The organism is Aeromonas sp. PI_26 (assembly GCF_027854445.1).
In the GTDB taxonomy this organism is placed as follows: domain Bacteria; phylum Pseudomonadota; class Gammaproteobacteria; order Enterobacterales; family Aeromonadaceae; genus Aeromonas; species Aeromonas veronii.
The window spans coordinates 94,950-120,245 of the sequence record NZ_JAJNOE010000002.1 but is presented as its reverse complement, the minus strand read 5'-3'; the positions used below and the strand labels follow the sequence as shown (position 1 = coordinate 120,245).

Annotated in this window: 24 protein-coding genes; 12 read left to right on the top strand and 12 right to left on the bottom strand. The window is 59.7% G+C overall.

Annotated elements, in window-relative coordinates:
* Positions 1-144: 144 nt before the first annotated feature.
* From LRL22_RS03055 to LRL22_RS03040, 4 genes are read right to left on the bottom strand one after another with little or no spacing between them, the layout of a single operon-like run.
* Positions 145-1,311 (bottom strand): hypothetical protein, encoded by a 1,167-nt coding sequence (locus LRL22_RS03055; RefSeq protein WP_042079851.1) that lies wholly within the window; start codon positions 1,309-1,311, stop codon positions 145-147.
* Entirely contained in the window at positions 1,311-1,682 is a 372-nt protein-coding gene (locus tag LRL22_RS03050; RefSeq protein ID WP_005338463.1) for a GtrA family protein, read from the bottom strand. The genes LRL22_RS03055 and LRL22_RS03050 overlap by 1 nt, the downstream gene beginning before the upstream one ends.
* Positions 1,679-2,698 carry a glycosyltransferase family 2 protein gene (locus LRL22_RS03045; protein WP_005338462.1) on the bottom strand — a complete coding sequence of 340 codons (1,020 nt, stop codon included), beginning with the start codon at positions 2,696-2,698 and terminating at the stop codon, positions 1,679-1,681. Before LRL22_RS03045 ends, LRL22_RS03050 begins: the two co-directional genes overlap by 4 nt.
* A 55-nt stretch (positions 2,699-2,753) precedes the next feature.
* Complete coding sequence (locus LRL22_RS03040; RefSeq protein WP_236368024.1) at positions 2,754-3,299, bottom strand: hypothetical protein; 546 nt, start codon at positions 3,297-3,299, stop codon at positions 2,754-2,756.
* 316 nt (positions 3,300-3,615) lie between these two features.
* Between LRL22_RS03040 and LRL22_RS03035 the strand changes: the two genes are divergently transcribed.
* The 4 genes from LRL22_RS03035 to LRL22_RS03020 all read left to right on the top strand — a co-directional run bounded on the left by LRL22_RS03035 (position 3,616) and on the right by LRL22_RS03020 (position 6,967).
* Positions 3,616-4,380: a substrate-binding periplasmic protein gene (locus LRL22_RS03035; protein WP_270904691.1), complete on the top strand. Its 765-nt coding sequence runs from the start codon at positions 3,616-3,618 to the stop codon at positions 4,378-4,380.
* A gap of 92 nt (positions 4,381-4,472) precedes the next feature.
* Positions 4,473-5,957, top strand: a complete 1,485-nt coding sequence (locus LRL22_RS03030; RefSeq protein ID WP_270904690.1) for a L,D-transpeptidase family protein — start codon at positions 4,473-4,475, stop codon at positions 5,955-5,957.
* A gap of 165 nt (positions 5,958-6,122) precedes the next feature.
* The gene (locus tag LRL22_RS03025) at positions 6,123-6,668 is read left to right on the top strand and encodes a DUF882 domain-containing protein (RefSeq protein WP_139493770.1); all 546 of its coding nucleotides are present in this window, start codon (positions 6,123-6,125) and stop codon (positions 6,666-6,668) included.
* A 47-nt stretch (positions 6,669-6,715) separates the two neighbouring features.
* Positions 6,716-6,967, top strand: coding sequence for a lipoprotein (locus tag LRL22_RS03020; RefSeq protein WP_005338457.1), 252 nt, complete (start codon positions 6,716-6,718; stop codon positions 6,965-6,967).
* An 85-nt stretch (positions 6,968-7,052) separates the two neighbouring features.
* Here LRL22_RS03020 and LRL22_RS03015 read toward each other — a convergent pair whose 3' ends face one another.
* Positions 7,053-7,667, bottom strand: coding sequence for a trimeric intracellular cation channel family protein (locus LRL22_RS03015; RefSeq protein ID WP_005338456.1), 615 nt, complete (start codon positions 7,665-7,667; stop codon positions 7,053-7,055).
* A gap of 146 nt (positions 7,668-7,813) precedes the next feature.
* Complete coding sequence (gene cysZ / locus LRL22_RS03010) at positions 7,814-8,578, bottom strand: sulfate transporter CysZ (protein ID WP_069526274.1); 765 nt, start codon at positions 8,576-8,578, stop codon at positions 7,814-7,816.
* A gap of 213 nt (positions 8,579-8,791) precedes the next feature.
* Here cysZ and LRL22_RS03005 point away from each other — a divergent pair, with 213 nt between their 5' ends.
* The 3 genes from LRL22_RS03005 to ligA all read left to right on the top strand — a co-directional run bounded on the left by LRL22_RS03005 (position 8,792) and on the right by ligA (position 15,457).
* On the top strand, positions 8,792-12,166 hold the full coding sequence (locus tag LRL22_RS03005) for an AAA family ATPase (RefSeq protein WP_270904689.1): 3,375 nt from the start codon (positions 8,792-8,794) through the stop codon (positions 12,164-12,166).
* A gap of 15 nt (positions 12,167-12,181) precedes the next feature.
* On the top strand, positions 12,182-13,351 hold the full coding sequence (zipA, locus tag LRL22_RS03000; RefSeq protein WP_206874796.1) for a cell division protein ZipA: 1,170 nt from the start codon (positions 12,182-12,184) through the stop codon (positions 13,349-13,351).
* 99 nt (positions 13,352-13,450) lie between these two features.
* Positions 13,451-15,457, top strand: a complete 2,007-nt coding sequence (gene ligA, locus LRL22_RS02995; protein WP_270904688.1) for an NAD-dependent DNA ligase LigA — start codon at positions 13,451-13,453, stop codon at positions 15,455-15,457.
* 81 nt (positions 15,458-15,538) lie between these two features.
* On the opposite strand, the gene LRL22_RS02990 is transcribed toward ligA, so the two are convergent.
* Positions 15,539-16,513 carry an ABC transporter substrate-binding protein gene (locus tag LRL22_RS02990; protein WP_139493609.1) on the bottom strand — a complete coding sequence of 325 codons (975 nt, stop codon included), beginning with the start codon at positions 16,511-16,513 and terminating at the stop codon, positions 15,539-15,541.
* 445 nt (positions 16,514-16,958) lie between these two features.
* Here LRL22_RS02990 and nrdD point away from each other — a divergent pair, with 445 nt between their 5' ends.
* From nrdD to LRL22_RS02970, 4 genes are all read left to right on the top strand, one after another.
* The gene (nrdD, locus tag LRL22_RS02985) at positions 16,959-19,076 is read left to right on the top strand and encodes an anaerobic ribonucleoside-triphosphate reductase (protein ID WP_042079841.1); all 2,118 of its coding nucleotides are present in this window, start codon (positions 16,959-16,961) and stop codon (positions 19,074-19,076) included.
* A gap of 100 nt (positions 19,077-19,176) precedes the next feature.
* The gene (gene nrdG / locus LRL22_RS02980) at positions 19,177-19,686 is read left to right on the top strand and encodes an anaerobic ribonucleoside-triphosphate reductase-activating protein (protein ID WP_270904687.1); all 510 of its coding nucleotides are present in this window, start codon (positions 19,177-19,179) and stop codon (positions 19,684-19,686) included.
* A 64-nt stretch (positions 19,687-19,750) separates the two neighbouring features.
* The gene (locus LRL22_RS02975) at positions 19,751-19,921 is read left to right on the top strand and encodes a YqaE/Pmp3 family membrane protein (RefSeq protein ID WP_005338440.1); all 171 of its coding nucleotides are present in this window, start codon (positions 19,751-19,753) and stop codon (positions 19,919-19,921) included.
* A gap of 176 nt (positions 19,922-20,097) precedes the next feature.
* On the top strand, positions 20,098-20,490 hold the full coding sequence (locus tag LRL22_RS02970) for a TonB family protein (protein WP_042055245.1): 393 nt from the start codon (positions 20,098-20,100) through the stop codon (positions 20,488-20,490).
* Positions 20,491-20,546: 56 nt separating this feature from the next.
* Here LRL22_RS02970 and LRL22_RS02965 read toward each other — a convergent pair whose 3' ends face one another.
* The 5 genes from LRL22_RS02965 to LRL22_RS02945 all read right to left on the bottom strand — a co-directional run bounded on the left by LRL22_RS02965 (position 20,547) and on the right by LRL22_RS02945 (position 24,639).
* A complete protein-coding gene (locus LRL22_RS02965) occupies positions 20,547-20,903 on the bottom strand; it encodes an MliC family protein (RefSeq protein ID WP_042055249.1) in 357 nt (118 codons plus the stop codon).
* A gap of 143 nt (positions 20,904-21,046) precedes the next feature.
* A complete protein-coding gene (locus tag LRL22_RS02960) occupies positions 21,047-21,811 on the bottom strand; it encodes a substrate-binding periplasmic protein (RefSeq protein WP_106842426.1) in 765 nt (254 codons plus the stop codon).
* Between the two features lie 171 nt (positions 21,812-21,982).
* A complete protein-coding gene (locus tag LRL22_RS02955; RefSeq protein ID WP_270904686.1) occupies positions 21,983-23,080 on the bottom strand; it encodes a DUF2955 domain-containing protein in 1,098 nt (365 codons plus the stop codon).
* Positions 23,070-24,125: an HlyD family secretion protein gene (locus tag LRL22_RS02950; protein ID WP_270904685.1), complete on the bottom strand. Its 1,056-nt coding sequence runs from the start codon at positions 24,123-24,125 to the stop codon at positions 23,070-23,072. The genes LRL22_RS02955 and LRL22_RS02950 overlap by 11 nt, the downstream gene beginning before the upstream one ends.
* A 1-nt stretch (position 24,126) precedes the next feature.
* Positions 24,127-24,639, bottom strand: a complete 513-nt coding sequence (locus LRL22_RS02945; protein WP_199427507.1) for a MarR family transcriptional regulator — start codon at positions 24,637-24,639, stop codon at positions 24,127-24,129.
* A gap of 322 nt (positions 24,640-24,961) precedes the next feature.
* Between LRL22_RS02945 and LRL22_RS02940 the strand changes: the two genes are divergently transcribed.
* Positions 24,962-25,108 (top strand): hypothetical protein, encoded by a 147-nt coding sequence (locus tag LRL22_RS02940; protein WP_270904684.1) that lies wholly within the window; start codon positions 24,962-24,964, stop codon positions 25,106-25,108.
* Positions 25,109-25,296: the final 188 nt, after the last annotated feature.

The window sequence follows — 25,296 nt, the reverse complement described above, 5'->3', positions numbered from 1 at the left end:
GTGACTTCAGTTCAAATGGTTACGTTTTCAAGCCGAGGAAAGTGTGACGGAGAGGAGATGGGAGGCTCTGTCGATAAAAATAGCGGCCATAAAAAAATGCCGGTCAGGTGACCGGCATTTGGTGTATCAGGCATCGTCGTCACATCAGACGGTGAAGAACTTGAAGTTGACGAAGGCCACCGCGATGAAGGAGGCAACCATGCCGCTAATGCAGAGCACAGCAGGGCGGATGGCGGGCCAGCGATGGGTCAGCAGAATGATGGCCAGCAGGGTCGGGTAGAGCCCGAACATGTAGCGCGGCATGGCGTTGAGGCCGGTCATCAGCGGGATGGTGCAGCAGATGAACATCAGGGTCGCTTCGGCCCAGCGCTTCTGGCTGAACAGGTAACCGTTCAGGCACCAGCCGAAGATCACCATGATGGAGAGGTAAGCCTTGCGGCCGCCCAGTTCGAAACCGCTCAGCCACCAGTCCAGCGGGCTGTCCATGTAGCGACCCCAGGCCACCTGAATGTGCTTGAAGGCAAAGGCATCACCGGTCAGGTGATAGAGGTAGACCATGTAGGCAAACAGGCCAAACGGGATCATCCAGAGGGTGAACACCACCTTGAAGGCGCGCTCGGTGAAGCGGAAAAATTCCCGCCAGCCGTAGGCTTGCAGCGCCAGGATCAGTACCGGGAAGACCATCATCACCCCCAGGTTGCGGGTGGCGGAGATACAGACCCCCAGCACGGCCACCATCAGCCACTGCTCCCGATAGGCGAACAGGAACATCCCCAGCATCAGCGCCATAAAGGTCGACTCGGTATAACCGGAGACGAAGTAGGCGGAGAAGGGGGAGAAGGCGAGCAGCCAGACGCCGAAGCGGGCGGTATCGTCCCCCAGCTTGAGCTGACGCAACACCAGCAGCATCAGCGGCAGGCTGGCGAAGAAGGAGATATTGGTAACAATGATGAGGCCGATCAGGCTCTCGACATTGAACAGGTTGGAGATGGCACCGGAGACCATCGGATAGAGAGGCATAAAGGCCCAGTTGGCCGCATTGCCCTTGCTCAGCCAGCGCGGGTAGAGGTCGTAGCCGTTCTCGATGATGCGCTGGAACCAGACGCAGTCGAACTGGCAATAGGCCTGCAGCGGGCCGATGTCGGGGGAGCCATAGAGCTGGACACCGAAGTAGCCCATGCCATACAGCGCCACCCGGCTCAGCATGAAGGCGGCGATGATCATCAGCCAGTCACGACCGCTGATGCGCAGTGACGGGCGATAGGGGAGTGCAGCCCCGGTTAGCGGGACAGTATTGGTCATATCATTCATCAGGCAAAAACCCAGACGCGAGAGAGAACGTAAGTGAGGACAGTAACGGTCAGGGTGGCGATGACCACCGGCAGCAGACCAGAGAGCCCTGCAAACAGCAGGCCGCTCAGGATCAGGTTACGCACCGCCAGCGAGAAGAGGGCGACCAGCAGAAACTTGCTGGCGGCTCCCTGCTTCTGGAAGGTGATGTAGCGGTGACCAAAGAAGGAGAACCAGAACGCGATGGCAAAAGCCAGCGTGGTAACCAGGTGCTCCGAGATGGTGGGCCAGGTATGAAACAGTGCGATGGAGGTGCCAAGGTCGACGAGGGTAGCCCCCCCGCCGACAAAACCGAAACGTACCAGCCGCCAGAATTCCTCGCGGGAGATCATTGAGGCGCTTGCTCCTGCTGCTCTTGCGGGTTGCTGTCAGCGCTCTGTGGTTTGGCCGCATCTTGCTTGGCATACTGGCCATAGACCCCTTCAATGAGGTAGACCGGGCGCTGTTTCACTTCCACAAACATGCGGCCGATGTATTCGCCGATGATGCCGAGCGACAACAGCTGGATACCGCCGAGGAACAGCACTACGGACATCAGTGAGGCATAACCGGGTACGTCGATGCCGAAGAAGACCACCTGGGTCACGATCTTGAGGATGTAGAGGAAGGCGACGAAGGAGACGCCGACACCCACATAGCTCCAGACCCGCAGCGGCCAGCTGGAGAAGCTGAGCAGACCGTCGAGGGCGAAGTTCCACAGTTTCCAGTAGTTGAATTTGGTTTCACCGGCGTGACGGGCCGGGCGCTCGTAGGGGACGCCAACGGCACGGAAACCGGCCCAGGCAAACAGACCCTTCATGAAACGGTTGCGCTCTGGCAGCAGCTTGATCGCCTCGACCACGCGACGGTCGATCAGGCGGAAGTCACCTGCGTTCTCCGGCAGCTTGGTGCTGGTGGAGAGGGCGTTGAAGAAACGGTAGAAGCCACCGGCAGTCAGGCGCTTCATCGGGGTATCGGCGCTGCGATCGACGCGGATGCCGTAGACGGTGTCATAGTCACCGGTCTGCCACAGTTTGACGAACTCCAGGATCAGGGCAGGCGGGTCTTGCAGATCCACGTCCATCGGCACGATGGCATCCCCTTTGGCCTGATGCAGACCGGCGGTCAAGGCCGCTTCTTTACCGAAGTTGCGTGCCAGGTTGACCAGGGTTACGCGCGGATCGCGGGCGATGGCCTGCTCGACCACTTCACGGGTGCGGTCACGGCTGCCATCGTTGACGAATACAATTTCAAGCTGGTCTTTCAGCGGGGCCAGTTCGTTGTCTATCGCGTTGATGAAGGCATCGATGCTCTCTTCCTCGTTGTAAACGGGAACGACCAGAGAGAGTCGAAAATCTGGATGCGACATAAGAACGTCCTTATTTGGGATAGTTGTTTTTATAAAATGGTATTCGGGGCAAGGATCACTGGGCTACGGTCAAACGTACCGACTGCACATTGATGGGAGTAGGTGCCGAGAGCGCCAGAAAATTGGGGCGCTTGGGATCTGCCGTGAGCGAGTCGCCGGGCAGACTGAGGCGGATTTCGTTGATGCCCGCTTTGGCCAGTTTCACCGTGGTGGTGAAGTCGTGACCCAGCGCCACTTTCAACAGGGCTCCGGCTTCCGGGCTGTTGATGCGGGCCTGTACGGTAAGCTGATCCGGATTGGCCGCCTGCTTGGGCAGCACAAAGTAGAGACCGCCCTGACCGCTGAGCAGGGTACCTTCGTCGCTCGGCTTCTTGGCCCAGCCTTCGCTGGAGAGGAAACGGCTCGGCTTGGTCAGATTGAGCTCGTTACCCGGCTGATAGGTCATGCTGGAGTTGTGTTCCCAGAAGCGGGTTTTGCCTTCCAGATAATAGAGTTTGTAGGCCAGGCTCACGTTGGGGTGAGCAGCCAGATAGAGGGTGTAAATATAAAAACCGCTTAACGCCAGAATGGCAGTCAAAAAACCGAACTTTTTGTACGTCATATCACTCTCTATGCCTGACAGAATGGGTAGGCCGATGTCGCGCATATGCTAATCCAATTGCAAAAAAAGCATAGTGGATCACAAAAAAATATTTGGTCACATATTAACCCCTTTTTACCCCTGTTCCAAACGTTGCTGTTTCCCGGTTAAACAGGTCTGGCGGGGCGCAGGTTGCCAGTAGTGCTCCGGCAGGGCAATTGGCAAATAGAAGCGCTTTGCTGCGTCATTTTCTAGCGGATGCGATAGTCATCTGGCCTCTATCGCCATTTTGCAGGGGGCGATTTATGATGACTCACCTATTCGTCAAGGATGACATATGAAGTGGATCTCTTGCTGTCTGTTGCTTGGATTATGGGCGCCAATGGCATTGGCCAGGGCTTTGTGTCCCGAGCCTATTCAGGTCGGTTACGATAACTGGCCCCCTTACCATTATTACGAAGCCGATTCACCGCAAGAGGTGCGCGGTTATGCCGCCGAGGTGCTGACGGCTGTGCTCACTTCCATGCACTGCAAGGTCAACTATGTGGAGCTGCCCTGGAAGCGGGTACTGCACGAAATGGAGTATGGCGAAATAGATATGGCGATGGAGGCGAATATCAATGATGAGCGCGCCCGTTATGCCTGGTTTTCCGACTCCTACAACCCGGGGCGCACCTTGCTGTGGATCCGCAAGGGCAGCCATTACCCCGAGCAGGATCTGGCGAACTGGCTGGCCAGTGGTTACTCCCTCGGCGTTACCAAAGAGTACTTCTATGGTGAGGAAGTGATGTCGCTGCTCGCTCGCTATGCCAAACAGGTGAGTGCGGTGAGCGACCAGCAAAATTTTGAGAAGCTGGCCCGCGGCCGGATCGACGGTTTTCTCGGTGACATGCTGGCTACCCCCAGCGCCCTTAACAAGGAGGGGATGAGCGGTCTGTTCACCAGTCACCCCATGGTGGTATCTGAATCGCCGAGCTTCTTTATGTTGGGCAAGCGCAGCTTTTCGCCGCAGTTCTTGCAACAATTCAATCAGGCGTTGGCGCGGTTCAAGGAGACAGATGCGTATGACATTATCTGGCAGCGTTATGCCCCCGGGCGCTAGCAAAGTATTGGCCGTTCACGCATCATGAGCGGCCTGAGCATCGGGTCTGCTTGTCAGGCCTGACAGAGTGAACAAACCGTTTTGAGGTACCCATGGGGATGAAGTATTGGCTGGCCCTTGCCAATCTGGTGTGGCTGGGATGTTTGCCCGCTGGCGCGGTACATGCGACCGAAGCACAAGTCGTGGTGGCGGCCAGTGAAGCCGGACACGACTGGTATCAGGGCAGTCAGGCCGAACAGGCCCGTGTCGAGCTGGAGCAGCAGTTGCAAGAGGCTGTGCTAGCCCAGCTGCACCCCGATTTTTTCACGCTGTGGAAGCGTCTGCAGGCCACCCCTGCAGACAAGCGTGGTGCCATCTATGACGACATTTTTACCAAGCTGAGCCGTTTCCAGCACGCCTGGCGGGGGATGGATCTGGTCTCGCGCGAGCAGATGAAGACCCTCAAACTCGATTTGAACCGCCCTGTGGTAACCCAACCCAGCGATGATGACCTGCTCACCCAGGTGAAATCTCTGCGCCCCCAGGTGGCGGAATACGAGGCGGTGCGGGCCAAAGTGCACAAACTGCTGGCAATGCCGATGGCCAGCAAGTGGCCGACCCTCGATATGCCGACCCTGCGTGCCGGAGAGAGCTCCACCGAGCTCGGCCAAATCCGCGCGATGCTCAACGAGCTGGGCGACAGCGCCCCGAGCCATGGTGATCAGATTTACGATGGTGATACCGAGCAGGCCATCAAGCAGTTCCAGCGTCGTCACGGTCTCACCGCGGACGGCATTATCGGTCGTCAGACCCGCTCCTGGCTCAATACCGGCCCGCAAGTGCGCGCCAGCCTGCTGCTGCGCAACCTGTGGCGTCGTGATCTGGTGGATCAGCTCGCCGGTGGCCGCTACGTGTTGGTCAATATTCCCGACTACCGTCTGAGCGTGGTGGAGTCCGGCAACGAGGTATTCACCAGCCGGGTCATCGTCGGCAAGGAGCAGCGAGCCACGCCCATCCTCGCCAGCGAAATTCGCTCCATCGTGCTCAATCCCTCCTGGCATGTGCCGCGCTCCATCCTGAGCAAGGACATCCTGCCCAAGCTGGGTCGCGATCCCGCGTACCTGAGTCGCGAGCAGTTCGAGGTGATCGACAGCGAGGGCAATCCGGTCCAGTTCACCGAAGAGGGGTGGCATCAGGCGCTGGCCGCCGGTTTCCCCTATCGCCTGCGGCAAAAGCCGGGGGATCATAATGCTCTGGGGCGCTACAAGTTCTACCTGCCCAACAATGACGCCATCTATCTGCACTCCACCCCGCGCAAGGCGCTGTTCGAGCAGGGGGCGCGCGCCTTCAGTTCGGGCTGCATCCGGGTGGAGCATGCGGACGATCTGGCCGAGCTGTTGCTGGCGGACTCCCGCTATCAGCCGGACAAGGTGGCCAATATCCTCAAGGAGAGCCAGACCAAATGGTTGCCGCTCACCACGCCGATCCCGGTCTTTACCGTCTACTGGAGCAGCTGGATCGACGAAAATGGTCGCCAGCAACTGCGCAACGATATCTACGGATTTGATCGGGTCAGCTTCCAGAGCCGCCTGCTGTGATCCCTGCCACAGAGTGAAAAGCCCGGCCTGTGCCGGGCTTTTCTATGGGCGATTGAGGTTTGACAGGGCCCCCCGCCGGAGGGTAGTTTCAAGCGCCTGTATCACATTCAATCAGTGATCTTATTCAACTATTTTTCGCTTGAATCTGCGATGGACGAACCCCTTATGCTGGAACAAGAGATAAGTCGACGTCGCCTGTTGTTGGGAGCCGGTTGCCTGCTGGGCAGCTCGCTGATCACCTTCCCTGCACTGGCCAGCCGCAGTACCACCGGGCGTGAACTCAGTTTCTTCAATCTCAATACCGGCGAGCGGGTGCGCGCCAGCTATTGGGAGAATGGCCACTATCTGAGCGACGGGTTGGCCGAGCTCAACCACATCTTCCGCGATTACCGGCGAAATGAAGTGTTCAACATCGACAAGAAGCTGTTTGATCAGTTGTTTCTGTTGCAGCACAAGCTGGGCCGGCGCAGCGAAATCCAGCTGATCTCCGGCTATCGCGCCCCGGCGACCAATCGTCAGAAGCGCCACAAGAGCCGCGGCGTGGCCAAGCACAGCTACCACACCTTGGGGCAGGCGGTGGATGTGCGGATCCCCGGCGTACAGCTGGCCCATCTGCGCAAGGCGGCGCTCCAGCTCAAGGTGGGTGGGGTTGGTTACTATCCCCGTGATAACTTCGTTCACCTCGATACCGGCCCGGTGCGCAGCTGGTAAAGGGGTTGGCAAACTGCCAAGCTCTTCCCACCAGAGAGGAGATAGCGATGAAAAAGATAGTGATTGGCGGCCTGATCGCCCTGTTGTTGACCGGTTGCAGCAAGCTCAACCGTGAAAATTACGACCAGTTGAAGATGGGGATGAGTTACGCCGAGGCCAGCACCATTCTGGGCAAGGCGGAGCGTTGTGATGATGCCTTGGGCACTACCAGTTGCCTCTGGGGCGGGGAAGGGAAGAACATCAAGATCCGCTTTATCGCCGACAAGGCGACCTTCTTCAGCTCGGAAGGGATTAACTGAGTCGCAGACCGTCCATGAAAAAAGCGCCGCTCGGGCGCTTTTTTGTTGCTCGCAATCCAACCCGCCTCGCCAGAAGCTGGCGTACTCAGTGGGTCGCGTACTGGTAGTTGAAGGTGGGCAGACCCCACTTGAAGCGTACCGCCAGCAGCCGCAGCACAAAGCCGATCCCGATGGAACCGAACGCGGCCCAGTTGGTCGGCAAGCCCTGATCCAGCGCCAGACAGTAGAGGGCTGCGGTGATCAGCGAAATGGCTGCATAGAGCTCGCGACGAAATACCAGTGGAATCCGCTGGCAGAGCAGGTCCCGCAGCACACCGCCAAAGACCCCGGTCACTACCGCCATGATGCAGGCAATACCGGCGCCGTGGCCCATATCCAGCGCCCGGGCCGCACCGAAGATGGAGAAGACCACCAGTCCCAGGGCATCGAGGGCCATGAACAGCTTGCCGAGGTAGCGCATCAGGGGGGCGGAGACCACACCCGCCATCGCAGCTGCGGCAACCAGCAGCACGTATTCCGGATGTTCAATCCAGAGCAGCGGATAGTGGCCGAGCAGCACATCGCGAATGGTGCCACCACCGATGGCCGTCGCCGAGGCGATGATCACCACACCAAACAGATCCATCCGTCGCCGACCCGCGGCCAGCGCGCCGGTCATCCCTTCGGCCACCAGGCCAACCAAGAAGAGTGCATGTAACATGAGATATCCCAGGGAACGAGAAAGGCCAGAATCCTACCAACTCGTGTCATATGGGACAAGCTATCGAATGCATGCATTAATTTAATTCATGCTAAATGCGAAAAAGGCACCGTTTCGGGTGCCTTTTTCTAATCAATTTTCAAGGGTTAGCGCCCCAACTGCTCCTTACGGTAGTGATCGACCCACATGGCGGTGGCGCCACAGATAGCAACCGGCATCACGAAGAGGTTCACCACCGGAATGGCGGAGAAGAGGGTCACCAAAGCGCCGAAGCTGAGGCATTTGCCGCGGCGCTGCTTCAAGGCATCGCGCATGGTGATGAAGTCGATCTTGTGGTTGTCGAACGGATAATCCACATACTGGATCGCCATCATCCAGGCGCTGAACAGGAACCAGAGCACAGGCGCCAGGGTCTGGCCCACCACCGGGATCAGGAACAGGATCAGGCAGCCGATGGCCTTGGGCAGGTAATACTTCAGCTTGGTCCATTCGCGGCCGAAGGTGCGTGGCACATCCTTGACGATATCCAGCATGCCGCTGTCATTGGCGGGCTGACCGGTGAGGATCTGCTCCACCTTCTCCGCCAGCAGGCCGTTGAAGGGGGCGGCTACCCAGTTGGCAACCGAGCTGAAGATAAAGGAGAAGACCACCAGTATGGTGATGAGGGCGATGGGCCAGAGCAGATAGTCCAGCCAGTCGAGCCAGGCGGGGATCTGCTGATGGAGCCAGGCGAACAGGCCGTCCAGTTGCAGCAGCAGGGCATAGAAGGCCCCGGCAAACAGCACGAAGTTGACCAGCAGGGGGATCAGCACAAAGGTGCGGATGCCCGGTTGGCGAATGAGGGAAAACCCGCGCAGAAAGTAGTCTGCACCGCTGATTGAATCTTTGACCATATGGGGTGATTGGCTCATGTGAGCTCCATCTATGCATGGGAGAACTGCCAGCATATTACAAACAAGCCTTTGATTTGGTAAAGTCGCCGACTATTCCTTATTTCGTGCCGTGGCGACCAAAAATCGGGCATGAATGGGGATGATGCCTGCATATTACAAACAAAGCCGGGTCTGGATTTGATAAAATCGCCTGCCCGCCTCCTCTTTATTTAGTCACTGATACAGGTCGCCATGCGTCTGAAACTGATCAAACTCGCCGGCTTCAAGTCGTTCGTCGAGCCGACCCGCATCGAACTGTCGGCAGACATGACCGCCGTGGTGGGCCCCAACGGCTGTGGCAAATCCAACGTCATCGACGCGGTGCGCTGGGTGTTGGGGGAGAGCTCCGCTCGTCATCTGCGCGGCGAGAACATGACCGATGTCATCTTCAACGGCTCTATCAATCGCAGTGCGCACGGGCGCGCTTCGGTCGAGCTGGTGTTCGACAATCCCCACAACCGGGTGCCCGGCGAGTTTGGCCGCTTTACAGAGATCTCGGTGCGCCGCGAAGTGCTGCGCGATGGCTCCAACCACTATCAGATCAACGGCCAAAAGTGCCGCCGAAAGGATGTGACCGACCTCTTCCTCGGCACCGGTCTTGGCCCCCGCAGCTACGCCATCATCGAGCAGGGCACCGTCAGCCGACTGGTGGAGTCGCGTCCGGCCGATCTCAAGCTCTTTATGGAAGAAGCCGCCGGGGTCTCCCGCTACAAGGAGCGGCGCCGCGAGACCGAGCAGCGCATTCGCCACACTCAGGAGAACCTGGAGCGCCTCGGCGATATTCGCGGCGAGCTGGGTTCGCGCCTTGACCACCTCAAAGCCCAGGCCGAAACGGCCGAGCGCTACAAACAGCTCAAGAGTCGTTCGCGCGCAGCTCGCGCCGAGCTGATTGGCTCCGAGTTGTGGGCGCTGGAGACGCGCCTTGGCGAGGCTAAAACCGAACTTGCGCAGGCCGAGCAGGCGCTGGCGGCGCTCGATGCCAAGCGCACCGCCGATGAGGGGCGCCACGTCACCCTGTCGGTCGCCAGACAAGAGGCACAAGCCGAGCAGGCGAGCCGTCAGCAACAGATTTTTCTCGGCGGGCAGGCCATCGCCCGTCTCGAGCAACAGCAACTGCACCAGAGTGAACTGGGGCGCGACTGGCAGGCCCGTGCAGAGGCGCTGGGCGAACGGATTGCTACCCGCAAGGCGCAGCTTGCCAGCCAGCAGGATCAACTGACCGAAGGGGTATTGCGTGCAGAGCAGGAGAGCGCCCGGCTGGAGCAGTGTGAGCAATTGCTCACCGAGCAGCAGGAGGCCCGCCAGCACGCCAGCGAGCAGCTGGAGCAGGCCCGCCTGTGTCAGCAGCAGTGGCAACAACAGTTGGCCGGGTTGCAGGGGCAGCTCAATCAGACCCGTACCCGGTTGGGTGGTTTGCAGGAGCTGCAAGCCAAGACCCGGCTGGCGCGCCTCAAGCTGGAAGATGAACGCGCTGGCCCCCTCGGTACAGAGGCCGACGATCTGCAACCGGCCCTCGATGCCCTGAGTGGTGAGCTGGAGCTGACGCGGGCGGCCAATGGCGAGCTGACCGAGCAGCTGGCGCAGGCGGTCGACACCCATGAACAACTCAAGCAGCAGCATGGCCAGCAGTTGAGCCTGCAACGGGAGCTGGAGGCGCGGCTGGCGACCTTGGATCAGATCCTCGGCGAACAGATGGAGGGGGCGACTCTGGCCGACCGGTTGCAGGTTGCCCCCGAGTGGGCACAGGCGCTCGATAAAGTGCTGGGTCGCTGGCTCACCGCAACGCCGGCGGACGAGTGCAATCTGGCGCAAGAGGGGCTCTGGATTGGCCCGGCGCAACCGGCGGTTGCCGGTACGCTGGCGGCGCAACTGGGTGGTGAGCATATTCCTGCCTTCCTCAACGCCATCTGGCTGGTGGAGAGCCGGGAGGCCGCATTGGCCCGCCAGCCAAGCCTTGCGGCCGGTGAGTCGGTACTGACTCCTGCTGGCGACTGGCTGGGGCCAAACTGGGCAGATCTGGGGCAGGGCGTGGCGCTCGGCACCATGGCGCTGCTCGGTGAGCGTGAGCGGTTGCATACCGAGCAGGAGAAGGTTGCCGCGGGGCTGGCACAGCTGAGCGAGCAACTTGTCTCAGCCGATGCCCGGCGTGCCCAGCTTGCCAGTGCGCAGGAGTTGTCGCAGCGAACCTTGCGCGAGCAAGAGCTGAAATGGCAACAACTGCGCGAAGCCTGGAGCCTGCAACAGGGTCAGCGGCAGGAGCGGTTGCAGCGGCTCGGTCAGCTCGGCGAAGAGCTGATCCGGCTCGATCAGGAGCAGGCCGAAGAGGCAGAGCGACTGGCCAGCGCCCGCGAACAACTGGAACTCGATGAGGCGCGCCTTGCCGAGTTGCAGGAGCAGGGGGAGCCGCTGACGCAAGGGTTACAGGTTGCTCAGGAGCAGCTGACCCGCTGCGAGCGGGCGGTCGACGAGGCCCGTGCGCGCCGCGAACAGCAACAAGCGACCTGCCAGCGTTTGCAACTGGAGTTGGGCAATCTGCGCCAACTCATTACCATGGGCGAAGAGGAGTTGGCGAGGCTCGGACTGGAGCTGGCCGGGTTGAAAGGGCCGGATAGCGAGGCAGTGCCGGATCTGGCGCCCCTGTTGGCCGAGCAGCGCAATCTGGAGGCGCAGCAGCTTGCCTGCCATCAACGGCTTGCGGAGCTGGAGCGCCAGCTCGGTGAGCTGGAACAGGCCAGAAGTGCCGATCACAAGCAGCTGGTGACGTTGCAAGAGAAGCTGGCAACCCTGCGCCTTGAGCGCGAACGTAACCTCACCCGTCGACAGGGGCTGCACGAGCAGTTCGAAGAGCTGGGGGTTCGACTGGTCGATCTCGATCAGGCGGTGCTCATCGCCGCTGATCGCAGCAAGTTGCGGCAGGAGATCCAGACCCTGGAGGGGCAAGTGGAGGCGCTCGGCGCCATCAACCTGGCGGCGCTGGAGGAGTACGAAGAGGCGAAAACTCGGGCAACCTATCTTGAAAATCAGTGTCAGGATCTCGAGCAAGCGCTGGAAACCTTGAGCCAAGCCATTAAAAGAATTGATAAAGAGACACAAATACGGTTCCGGGACACTTTCGATAAGGTCAACGAAGATTTAAAATCCCTGTTTCCGAAAGTGTTCGGTGGGGGCAGTGCCTGGCTTGAGCTCACCTCTGATGATCTTTTGGAGGCCGGAGTGAGCATCATGGCGAGACCTCCGGGTAAGAAGAATGCTACCATTGCCCTGCTTTCCGGGGGGGAGAAGGCGTTAACCGCGCTTGCGCTGGTTTTTGCCATCTTCAGACTCAACCCAGCACCTTTTTGTCTGCTGGATGAGGTGGATGCACCGCTCGATGAAGTGAACGTCGGTCGCTTCTGTTCTCTTGTCAAAGAGATGTCGAGCACAGTACAGTTCGTTTACATCAGTCATAATAAGGTCTCCATGGAGATGGCTGAGCAGCTGGTTGGCGTCACGATGCAAGAGCCCGGGGTTTCTCGCATTGTGTCGGTCGATATCGGTGAAGCCGTCGCTTTGGCTGAGCAAAACTAGAAAGAGAAGCAGCTAATGCAGGAATTGCGTTACATCTTGGTTGCCCTGGGCGGTATTGCTATTGCGGCATTGCTCATTCACGGGTTGTGGAGCAACAAAAAGAATCGTCAGGCACCGATCAAAGAGAAACCGATTGGACGGATGGACTCCAAGTCGCGGGATCGTGATAACGACGCCTTCGACAGCGATGGCATCGGCCAGGTACGTGTGGTCAGTGGTGGCCGTCGTGCCGAGCCCAAGCTGCGCAGTGAAGAGAGCCGCCAGCCGGAACTCGGTCGTCGCCCTGCCGTCCCCGCCTTTGATGATGAAGATGACGAGGACGATCTGCCGCCGCCCGTAGTGCGCAAGCCTGCTGCCCGCCCGGTTCCGCCGCCTCCTGTCTATGAAGAGGAGGAAGTGTTCGACGAACCGCTGCCCGAGGAGCTCGACGAGGCGCCCGCCGCGCCGGTGCGCAAACCTGCTCAGGTCAATCGTCGTACCCCGGTCTACCGTTCCCGTCCCCAGCGCGAGCCCATGATGCAGTCGCTGGATGACGAGCCGCTGGTCGAGCCCGCCTATGCGACCGCCCCGACCTTTGGTGCCCGTGCAGAGACAGTCCGTACCGCCGACACCGTTCGTGCCGAACCGGTGCGTGCTCCCGAGCCGGAATATCAGCCGCAGCCCCGTCATGTGGCTCCCGAGCCTGTTTATGAAGAGCCGGCCTATGTGGCACCTGCTCCTGTGGTGGAAGAGCCGCGCATGGCCCCCCAGCCGGTCGAGAAGATCTGGCAGGATGTCTATGTCATCAACCTGATGGGCCGTCCGGGTCACGACTTGCAAGGTGCAACCCTGCTCTCATCCCTGATGGCGCTGGGCTTCAAGTTTGGCGAGATGGATATCTTCCACCGTCACGAAGATGCCAATGGCAAGGGTGAAGTGCTCTTCTCCATGATCAACATGGTCAAGCCAGGCACCTTCAATCCGTACCGGATGGAACAGTTCACCACGCCGGGTGTCTCCCTGTTCATGCAACTGCCGCTGCGCAGCAATGCCGCGTTTGCCTTCGAGGACATGCTGCAAGCTGCCGATCAGCTGGCCAGCGATCTCGATGCCATGCTGACCGATATGGATCGCAGCCCGCTGAGCGACGAGACCATTGCCCGTTACCGTCATGAGCTGGCTGCCTACGAGGCCAGTCGCGACTAATACGCCATGCGGGTCGAGTGAAGAAAAAGTGCGGTACCCAGGTACCGCATTTTTGTTTCTACCCCGGCCGTATGTTCAATCACACTTCGAGACTTTTTCATGAGCGACACCCTCTCCCGCCACCGTCAATTGTGTGAACTGCTTACCGAATATGGTCACCAGTACTATGTGCTGGATAACCCCACAGTGCCGGATGCCGAATACGACCGTCTGATGCGCGAATTGATCGCACTGGAGGCTGACCACCCCGAGCTGAAAACCCCGGCTTCGCCGAGTGTGCGGGTCGGCGGTCAGCCGCTGACCGCCTTCAAACAGGTGCGCCACGAGATCCCCATGCTGAGTCTGGACAACGTCTTTAGCAGCGAAGAGCTGCAGGCGTTCGAACAACGGATGAGCGATCGCCTCAAGCGTGACGTGCGTTTCACCTTCTGCTGCGAGCCCAAGCTCGATGGCTTGGCGGTGAGCCTGCTCTATGTAAATGGCCAGCTGGTGCAGGCGGCCACCCGGGGCGATGGCGCCACCGGTGAGGAGATCACCGAGAACGTGCGCACCATCAAGGCCATTCCGCTCGCATTGCGGGGCACTGGCTGGCCAGAGCGGCTGGAGGTGCGTGGCGAAGTCTTTATGCCCAAGGCCGGTTTCGAGGCGATGAACGCCAAGGCACTGGCCGCAGGCGAGAAGGTGTTCGTCAACCCGCGTAACGCCGCCGCCGGCAGCCTGCGTCAGCTCGATTCACGTATCACTGCCAGCCGTCCCCTGAGCTTTTACGCCTACGGCGTCGGTGTCGGCGGCGAGCAACTCGGTGGCTCTCACTTTGGTCGCCTCAATCAGCTCAAAGAGTGGGGGCTGCCGCTTAGTCCCGAGGTGAAACTCAAAGAGGGGGCTGCCGGTTGTCTGGCGTTCCACGACGACATTCTGGCCCGCCGTGGCGAGCTGCCCTATGAGATCGACGGCGTGGTCTACAAGGTGGATGCTATCGCTCTGCAAGAGGAGCTCGGCTTTGTGGCACGCGCGCCGCGTTGGGCGACCGCCCACAAGTTCCCGGCGCAGGAAGAGATGACTCTGCTTGAGAACGTCGAGTTTCAGGTTGGCCGTACCGGCGCCGTGACGCCGGTGGCCAAGCTCAAACCGGTGTTTGTCGGCGGTGTGACTGTCTCCAACGCCACCTTGCACAACGCCGACGAGATAGAGCGCCTTGGCGTCATGGTCGGTGATACCGTGATCGTGCGCCGGGCAGGGGACGTGATCCCTCAGATCGTTGCCGTGGTAGAGGCACAGCGCCCTGTTGATGCGCGCGAAATTCTCTTCCCGACCGAGTGCCCGGTGTGTGGCTCGGCAGTGGAGCGGCTGGAAGGAGAGGCGGTTGCCCGCTGCTCCGGTGGCCTGTTCTGCGAGGCGCAGCGCAAGGAGGCGATCAAGCACTTTGCTGCCCGTCGCGCCATGGATGTGGACGGCCTTGGCGACAAGATTGTCGAGCAGCTGGTGGACAAGGGACTGGTGAAGACCCCCGCCGATCTGTTCAGCCTCAATGCCATCCAGCTGGCCGGGCTTGAGCGGATGGGGCAAAAATCGGCCCTCAATCTGGTAGCCGCCATCGATGCGGCGCGCAGCACCACCCTGCCGCGCTTCCTGTTTGCCCTGGGGATCCGTGAAGTGGGGGAGGCGACAGCGCTCAATCTTGCCAACCACTTCCTCACCCTGGATGCTCTGCGCGCGGCTTCGGTGGATCAGCTGCTCGAAGTGGCCGACGTGGGCGATGTGGTGGCCAAGCATGTCTACTACTTCTTGCGTCAGCCCCATAACGTGGAGGTGCTGGAAGCCTTGCTGGCTGCCGGCATCCATTGGCCGGCCATCGAGAAGAAAGAGGCCGCGGAGCAACCCTTTGCCGGCAAGACCTTCGTGCTGACCGGCACCCTGACCACCTTGTCGCGCAACGATGCCAAGGCGGCACTGCAGGCACTGGGCGCCAAGGTGGCTGGCTCTGTGTCAGCCAAGACCGATGTGCTGGTCGCGGGGGAGGCGGCCGGTTCCAAGCTGACCAAAGCACAGGAGCTCGGCATTACCATCTGGACCGAAGAGGAGCTGCAACAGGCGCTGCAGGGCTGATAGCCCTCACCAAGCCTGCTAACCGCAGCACCCGATAAAAGAGAACCCGGCATGGCCGGGTTCTCTTTTTTGTTTCGGCGGTCACTCACGCCAGAGGATCTTGTGGCGCCATTTGTCGGGCACTGTGAGCTGCCAGCGGGCCAGCTCGCTCTTGCTGAAGACATATTCGCCGCGCAGGGCCGCGCGTGGGGAGATGGTACGGGGCAGGGTGCCCGCCAGTATGGTGTTGATGAGGCTGGCTGCCTGTATCCCCTGATCGTGGCCGTCCAGCACCAGCCCACCGATGGCCATCCCATTGCCGACGGTAAACTCCCAGAAACAGAAGAGCGGCACTGGCGTGTTGGCGCTGGTCCACTCCAGCACCGTCTTTTCGCTTACATGCTTGCCATTGTCATCGACCAGCGTGTGGTAGAGGCCGAGGAAGATTGCCTGATAGCCGTTTTTCTTGGCGTTGAGCACCGCCTCCTGCCAGAGGCTGTAATCCCCCATCAGCTGGCTGTTGACCCGGGTCTGACCGACCCGCAGCTCGGTCTGGGTCTTGAATTCATCCTCAATGGCAGTGAGGGCCACATTACTGGAATCAAACAATACCAGCGCCTTGTCGAGCCCCCCCATCATCTGGCTTATTTCGCTGATGTTGCGCTTGAGCAGGGGACGCTCCAGCACGCCGGTGATCTTGGGGTGGCCGACAAAGCCCTTGAGCCGCGGATTCTCGTTCATGCCGAGAAAGACCACCGGGGTACCCAGCGAGGCGATCTCGTTGGCCAGATAGTTGATGGCGTTGTCATCCCCCAGTACTACCAGATCCGGTTTGCTCTTCAGATAAAAGGCGATGGCTTGCTGGGCGATCTCGTCGAACTTCTCCCGTGGATGGCGTTTGGTGTCCATATAGAAGTGGGTGATCTTGTGCTCCCCCTGCAAGCCATCGAGCAGCCCCTTGTTGTAGCTTTGGTCCCACAGGTATTCGGGATGGTAGCTACTGATCACTAGAATGTTGGCGGCCCAGAGCGGCAGAGAGAGGGTGGATAACAGTAGCAACAGCAGAGAGGTGCGCATGGGTTGTCCCTTGTCGAGGGGGAGAGAGTTCTTGTTCAGTATGGGCGGTTTTGGTTGACGCTGTCATCTCGAAACCGGTGCGGCGGGGGGCGATTTTTTTTCGGGTGGGTGGATCGGACGCCAGCCCGCACCCTGCTTGAAGTTGGATTTGAATGGGGCTCTATTGGGTTGGTCGTGAACTGTCCCGCTCGCTGAAAAACCTGTCCTGGATCAAGAAATGAGGCTTCGCTTTGGTGCCTAATAGACACCACATATAGGGACGCATTCGTTTTTAATCCCTATATGTTGTGTTATTAAGCTGTGTATAAGCTGTTCCCCTCCTATCTTCAGCCCAGGCTTGTCAAGCCTCGGCTGAATTTATTTGCGTCCAGGACGAGATGCCGGGAGGGGGGCCCAACAAGGGTGAGCCAGAGGCAAATGCCTGGCCTTTTAACGGGGAAAATCCATGAAACCGGTTGTGATCAAACGTGACGGATGTCGCGCACCATTCAATGCCCAGCTGATTGCAGAGGCGGTCAGCCGTGCGGCGGAAGCGGTCAATCAGGCCAATCCGGCACTCGCCTCCCGCATTGCCAATGCGGTGAGTCAGGAGCTGGAAGGGCGTGGTGAAGTTGATATCCACGAGATCCAGAACCGGGTCGAAAACCACCTGATGGCTTCCGACGACAAGGCCATCGCCCGTGCCTATATCGAATATCGCCACGACAGGGATCAGGCTCGCGAGGCGCGCGGCCGTCTGGCGCAGGAGATCCGCGGTCTGGTCGAGCAGACCAACGCCGCCCTGCTCAACGAGAATGCCAACAAAGACTCCAAGGTGATCCCGACCCAGCGCGACCTGCTGGCCGGTATCGTCGCCAAGCACTATGCCACCAGCCACATGCTGCCCCGTGATGTGGTTCAGGCCCACGAGAGCGGTGATCTGCACTTCCACGATCTCGATTACTCACCTTTCTTCCCGATGTTCAACTGCATGTTGATCGATCTGAAAGGGATGCTGACTCACGGCTTCAAGATGGGCAATGCGGAGATCGATACCCCGAAATCCATCAGCACCGCCACGGCCGTGACCGCCCAGATCATCGCCCAGGTGGCGAGCCACATCTATGGCGGCACCACCATCAACCGCATCGACGAAGTGCTGGCCCCCTATGTGACCATCAGCTGGCAGAAACACCGTGAAGTGGCCGAAGAGTGGGGCATTGCCGACGTAGAAGCCTACGCCATGGCCCGCACCGAGAAAGAGTGCTACGACGCCTTCCAGTCGCTGGAGTACGAGGTCAACACCCTGCACACCGCCAACGGTCAGACGCCGTTCGTCACCTTCGGCTTTGGTCTGGGGGACAGCTGGGAGTCGCGGATGATCCAGCGTGCCATCCTCAGCAATCGCATCGCTGGCCTTGGCAAGAACAAGAAGACCGCCGTGTTCCCGAAACTGGTGTTCGCCATCAAGGATGGCCTCAACCACAAGCAGGGCGATCCCAACTACGACATCAAGCAGCTGGCGCTGGAGTGTGCCTCCAAGCGGATGTATCCAGACATCCTCAACTACGACCAGGTCGTGAAAGTGACCGGCTCCTTCAAGACCCCCATGGGTTGCCGCTCCTTCCTCGGTGCCTACGAGGAGAATGGCGAGCTTATCCACGAAGGTCGCAACAACCTGGGTGTGGTGAGCCTCAACCTGCCGCGCATTGCCCTGAAATCCCGTGACGAAGCGGACTTCTGGGATCGTCTCGATGCCTCCCTGCGGGTCGCCAAGAAGGCGCTGATGTACCGCATCACCCGTCTGGACGGGGTGAAAGCACGGGTTGCGCCGATCCTCTATATGGAAGGGGCTTGTGGCGTGCGCCTCAAGGCCGACGACAACGTCAGCGAGATCTTCAAGAACGGTCGTGCCTCCATTTCCCTCGGGTATATCGGCGTTCACGAGACTATCAATGCCCTGTTTGGTGACAAGGTGCACCTGTTTGACAGCGCCGAGCTGCAACAGAAGGCGATCGCCATTATCGCCCGTCTCAGGGCAGCCATTGACGAGTGGAAAGAGGAGACTGGCTACGGCTTCAGCCTCTACTCCACCCCGAGCGAGAACCTCTGCACCCGTTTCTGCCGCATCGACGCCAAGGAGTTTGGCGTGGTATCCGGCGTGACCGACAAGGGCTACTACACCAACAGCTTCCACCTCGATGTGGAGAAGCAGGTCAACCCGTACGACAAGCTGGACTTTGAGGCGCCTTATCCGCCCATCGCCAGTGGCGGTTTCATCTGCTACGGCGAGTACCCCAACATCCAGCACAACCTGGAAGCGCTCGAAAACGTCTGGGATTACAGCTATGACAAGGTGCCCTACTACGGTACCAACACTCCCATCGACGAGTGCTACGACTGCGGCTTTACCGGAGAATTCGAGTGTACCTCCAAGGGCTTCACCTGCCCGCGCTGCGGCAACCACGACCCCGCCAAGGTGTCGGTGACCCGCCGTGTCTGCGGCTACCTCGGCAGCCCGGATGCGCGCCCCTTCAATGCGGGCAAGCAGGAAGAGGTGAAGCGCCGCGTCAAACATATGTAAGCGCACAGGCGATGAAGAGCTGGCCCCTGACTCAAGGGGCCATTTTCATTGGAGGGCGGCAGTTATGCCGCTGTCCCGTGAACGAGGCAGGAAACAAGCGATGCACTACCACCAATACTACCCGGTCGATGTGATCAACGGCCCTGGCACCCGTGCCACCCTGTTTGTCTCCGGTTGCGAGCACCAGTGCCCGGGTTGCTACAACCAGAGCACCTGGCGGCTCGATGGCGGCAAGCCGTTCGATCAGGCGATGAGCGATCGCGTCATTGCGGATCTCAACGACAGCCGCATCAAACGGCGAGGTCTGTCGCTCTCCGGCGGCGATCCGCTCCACCCTGCCAACGTGCCCCACGTGCTGGCACTGGTGAAACGGGTGCGCGCCGAGTGTCCGGGCAAGGATATCTGGTGCTGGACCGGCTATCTGCTCGGCGAGCTGTCAGAGGCCCAGCGCGAGCTGGTGGCCTTGCTGGATGTGCTGGTGGATGGCAAGTTTGAAAAGGAGTTGGCAGACCCGGGCCTGCTCTGGCGTGGCAGCAGCAATCAGCAGATCCACGACCTCAACGCCTGGCGTGATGCGGGTGAGCGAATTCCCTGTCTGGTTTGCAGTTGAAGTCCGGGATGTTTATGGTTAGCCCATTCCAATCCTGACGACATTTTTGAAAAGGAGAGCCGAGATGAACAATCTGCTCAAGATCCTGCTGGCCATTTTCCTGCCTCCGGTGTGCGCGTTTATCCAGGTGGGCTTTAGCCTGCACTTTTTAATCAACATAGTGCTGACCCTGATGGGCGGTCTGCCGGGCATGGTCCATGCGCTCTGGCTGGTGGTGAGCGACAAGCGCGGCTGATACCTTCGGCTGGTTAGTGAGCTTATTGACGATAAAAGGGCCAACCTCTCGGGGTTGGCCCTTTTGTTCATGTTCATACGAATACTTTTTCGTTAGGATGGGTGACTGACCAAGCGGGCCGCGTTGAGCGCCCTGCAGTCCGGCAACAAGCACCGGCAGAGAACAAGGAGCGTTACATGAAGTGGAAAGTCGCAGTATGGTCAGGTCTGGCAGTGACACTGTTGCTGGGGTGCTCATCCCGTCAGGAGGTAGCGCAAGAGCGCGCTCCGATCGCTATCCCTCTCGAGCAGTTGTCCAGCTACTGGGTTCAGGAGAAGCAGTGGTCATGGCTTGGCAATGACGAGCCCGCCCTGCCGGCCAAACCGGTCAAGGGGTATGTGGAAGTTCGCTATCAAATTGACGCCAGCGGCACGCCGGTCAAGCCGGAAGTGGTGGCGGCCGAGCCCCCCGGCGAACTGGAACAGAGCGCGCTGGCGACCCTCTCGCGGATCCGCTACAGCCCGGCAGAGGGCAACCCGGATGCCATACCGGTCGAGGTGACCAACCGCTTCGAGATCGAGATCAACTGATCCCCCACCACTCTGATGCCAGAGAAAGAGAGACCCCGGCCAGGCCGGGGTCACGTTTATTGCTGTTTGCAGTCGTTGTAGGCGGTCTGCCACTCGCCATCCTGATCCCGAAGCTCGACAAAGCCCTCATCCCCCTTGTTCCACCAAACGGCCTCATGTTCGTCCGTATAGCGGGCGCCGGAGGCCGAAATGGCTTGGGGCAGGGTGTAATCCTTGCCGTCCGGCAGTGACAGCTTGATAAAGTTGAGGCTTTCGTCGGAGAGGGAGAAGTAGCGCACCTGCACCTTCTTGCCCTGCTCGCACTGGTAACTGACCGGTTCGCCACCGGTGACTGAGAGGGTATTGCCCTGATTGCAGCCAGCGAGCAGGCCGAGGGCCAGCGCACCAGCGGCCATCATATGTGCCTTATTCATGATTACAGCTCCATTGGTGTCATACGGGCGTGAGCCTAACAGGTTGCCGTTATTGTGCAATCCGCACGGCCATTCGGTGCGTCGCTGGCTGTCCGGCATACCGCGCGAGTATGAGGGGGACGCAATCAGGAAGGTATCGCCAATCAGTAGAGGCCAAGTCTGGTTTCAAACTGGCGGATCAGCGTCTCATAGATGCCGTTGTTTTTGATCTTCTGCAGCCCCTGCTCGAACTGTTTGGCCAGCGCTTCCCCTTGCGGGTGGTGGCGGGAGAAGGCGAGCCAGAAGCCATCGGTGGAGAGTTTGCCAACCTTGACCACCTTGCCGGTCAGCTGCTTCTGCTGGATCTTGAGATAGCCCGGCATGCCGTTCATCAGGATGTAGTCGACCCGGCCGCGTACCAGCATCTCGAGGATCTGGGCATCGGATTTGGCCTGAAAGCGGGTGATCCTGGGGTTCTCCATAAAATCGGTGGGGTAGGTGTAGCCGAGGGTGATGCCCACCCGCTTGCCCTCCAGCGAGGTGAGCTTGAGATCCCGTTGCGGCTCGCTGGCGAGTGCGAAGATGGCAAGATCCTCCTCGAACATGGGGGTATCGTGCCAGTGGTACTGGTAGCGGTTATCTTCGGTGATGGTGGCGTTGAAGCACCCCGCAAGTTTGCCGCTTTTCGCATCGTGCATGCAGCGGGCGAAGGGGAGGGTGCGAAAGACAATCTCGATCCCTTCGGCGGCGAACACCGCCTTGACCAGCTCAGGCGCCAGTCCGTGGGGTTGGTCATCCTCATTGTCCTTGTCGCGCTCGCAGTAGGGGGCCCAGTCATCTTCGGCACCAATGACAAGCGGGGTGGCCCCGAGCGGGCTGGTAGCCAACAGCATCAGACAAACCAGCCATTTTTTTAACAACGCGACCATAGGTACACCTCATCGACAGCAGCCTTACAAGCATAGCCGTACTTCTGCGCTGAGCTGTGGTGGTGGGGGGATGACAAGGGAGGAACACGAGGTAGAGAAAAAACGCCCCGGCAGGCGACGGGGCGAAAGAGAGCTCATCCATGGGCTGACAACAGTGCTTACAATAGGAAATCAATAACCGAAGCGGGTCGCCTCGAAGCGATTGAGCAACCGGTGGACGAGGTAGCAGGCCAACAGGGTGACCACAATGGCAAACAGGATGCTGCTCACCCGGTAGAGGGCGCTGAACACCAGATCGTTGCCCGGGGTGAGGTACTGGCCAAACAGGATGCCGAGGGTGGTGAGGGCGCCAAAGCCGACCCCGGAGCCGCCTGCCTCCTTGACGTGGGCATGGCTGAACAGCATGGCGCCGAGCCACAGTAACGGGGCGACAAGCAGCAGTTGCCCTGACCAGTCATAGAGCAGCAACTGGCCGAGCAAGCCGAAGGTGACCCCCAGCAAGGTGCCCATCGCCCGTTTGCGGGCATAACTCAGCGCGCCGTTCCAGTGCATGGGGAACAGCACCAGCAGGGTTGTGGCCTGGGCAGACATGGAGTCGCGCAGGTCAAACACCTGAAATACCAGAAACGACAGGGTGGCCACCGTGGCCCCCAGCAGGGCTTCATGGCGCATCCGGTGCGGCGCTTTGGGGGCCGAGGCGGGCTTGGGTCTGGCCTCCACATCCGGGATCAGCATGGTCATGAGGTAGGCGATCAACACCGACAGCACGCTCGCCCAGATATTGTTGAGGATCAGGTCGCTGAGGTCGGTCTGCGGATAGCTGGCAAAGTGCAGCATGATGCTGAGGCTCAGCACCCCGTTGGCTCCGAACAGAAACAGGCTGCCCCGCGACATGGCGGCGAAACGGTAGAGAAACAGCAGAAAGGCGATGGGAGTCATCAGCGCCGGATGGCTGCCAAACAGCCCTCCCAGCAGCCCGACCTCCACCCCACAGACCACCGCCGCCGCGATCAGCTGGCGTGCGGCATGGCCATTCATCACCGGCACCATCCCCAGCAGCAGCACCGGTGTGACCGTATAGAAGACCCCGTAATTCCAGCCAAACAGCTTGCAGAGCAAAAAGCCCGTGGTGCAGCCAAAGGCGATGCGCAGGCACTGGCGCAGCTCGTTGCCGGTGAGGGGCCGATACCAGAGGTGAGCGGCAGCACCACCGGCGGGGTGTGCTGGGGCGGTATTGGCCGACGGGTGAGTGGCGTGGTTAGTAGACATAATGGAGCAGGCTGAGCAGGTGGATCTGGCCCCGTGCCAGCATGGCGGTCAGGGCATTGTCCGGTAGCAGTTGCACCGTGGCCCGCGCCCCGGCTGGCAGATGATCGGGGAGCTGGTCCAGCTCGAGGTGCAGCCGCATCCGCTGGGCATCCCGTACCCAGCGATCAGACTCCACCGGTGCGGCCAGTCTACCGTTGGCATCAAATTGACCGGCACTCACCCCGGCATCCAGACTGCTTACCCGGGCAGGATAGAGCTGACCCGGCTCGCCATCGAAGGCGACCAGTGCGCGGGTTTGCTCGCCAACATGGCGCAGGCTCTTCTCCCGAAAATCGGCTATGACATCTACCTGTTCCGACACCAGCGCCAGCAGCGGGCTGCCAGCGCTGGCGATACTGCCCGGCTTGAGCTGCAGGTTGGTGATGGTGCCATCCTGATCCGCGTGGACCTGGCTGTAAGAGAGGGCCAGCTGCGCTTGCGCCAGCTTGTTGCGGGCCTGGCGCAGCAACAGATTGTCCTCACCTGTTACGCCACGACTGGCCTTTATCTGGGCCAGTTTGGCCTGACTGGCGCGCAGGTTGGCCTGGGCGCTGCGCAGGGTACTGTCAGCTTCATCTTTTTGTTGCAGCGAAACCATGTGACGTTGGTAGAGCGCATCGATCCGCTCAGCCTCGCGCCACTTCTGGCTGGCCAGGGTCTCCTTGGCGTTGATTTCGGCAACGGCGGCAGTCAGGGCCGCATCCAGTTCACTGTTCTGCTGCTCTGCCTGCGCCAGCGCTAGGCGGGCCTGCTCCACCGCCAGTTCAAAAGGGGCCGGATCCAGCCTGAACAGCAGATCCCCCTTCTTGACCTGCTGGTTGTTGTGAACGGCAACCTCGATCACCTTGCCGCTCACCTGGGGGGCCAGCTTGGTGACCACCCGGGTCGCCATCGCCTGAGGGGTGAGGGGCATCAGCAGGTCGGCTATCAGAAAATAGGCAAACAGGGTGGCAAAGCCAGCCATGGACCATTTGATCCAGCGGGTAAATTGTTGATCCGGGGTCATCTTATTCTCTCTCTGTGTCGGTCTCGGGAGGGCTTGTATCGCCTCCGGCTTGTCGGTCGTGGTGTTGTTCAATTTTGCTGAGGGCGTTGGCCGAGATCCGTTGCACCGTGGTTTCAAACAGTTGCAGGGTCTGCTCGTCAATGCCCCCCAGCAGCTCCCGGCGGATATTCATGATGCGGTCGGCGATCTGATCGAGCAGGGTCTGGCCAGCCGGGGTCACGCAGACGATGCGGGCCCGCTTGTCCTGACTGCAGCAGTGACGCTCAATCAGTCCCTGCTCTTCCAGCTGGCCCAAGGTGCGCATCAGGGAGGGGAGCTCTATCTCGAGGGCTTCGGCCAGGGTCTTCTGGCTGACATGGTTCCCCATGCGGGAGAGTTTCCACAGCGCGGTCCAGCGGGGATGGGTGAGGCCAAGGGGAGCCAGCTCCAGGTCGGCGGCAGTACGCCATAGCCGGTGCATCCGCGCTATCTGCTCGGCGAGCGACAGCTCGCGCAACCTTTCCAGATCCGTCATCTTCTCATCCTCAATGTACTTAGCATGCTAACTATCATACTTGTTTAGCAGGCTAAGTAAATAATGTGATGCTGATCATGTTTCTGGTCGGATCTTTCGTTGGTGAGGGCGAGCAGCATTCGAGCCCCTGATATTATTCTCGGGGCTGATCCACTCGAGGCTCTCTTGCCGATTCGGATATTGCGCCGTGAATGGAGGATATTCGGAAGTTATTTTCATGAAATTTTCAGCTTCAGCGAGCAGCTCTTTTTTTATCCGCTAATATTGATGGGGTTATAAAACAAGGGGGAAACGGGTTGTGGATGGATATGACAGTGGATGTATGTATCTGGCAATTGAAGTGCTGTTGAGTGATGGGGAATATGGTGCAGAGTTACACCATGGCGTGAATCGGGAAGGCGCAATCAGAAGTACCGATATCAGTCATGATTTTGACCCCGCCAATATTCCATTGCTGTTGGCAGAATAGACCTGACCGTGTGTGATCCTTGTGAGTTCAAGCCAGTGCTCTGGTATTCGCTGGCTTGGCTCATCACTATTTCAATCTCCCCTTTTTGCATCTTTCTCCTCACCATTTTTCATCGTGCGTGCTTCCTGCACGCCGACTCAAACCCTGATGTGGCACGCCGTGGCACTCGCGTTATAGCGATGACATTG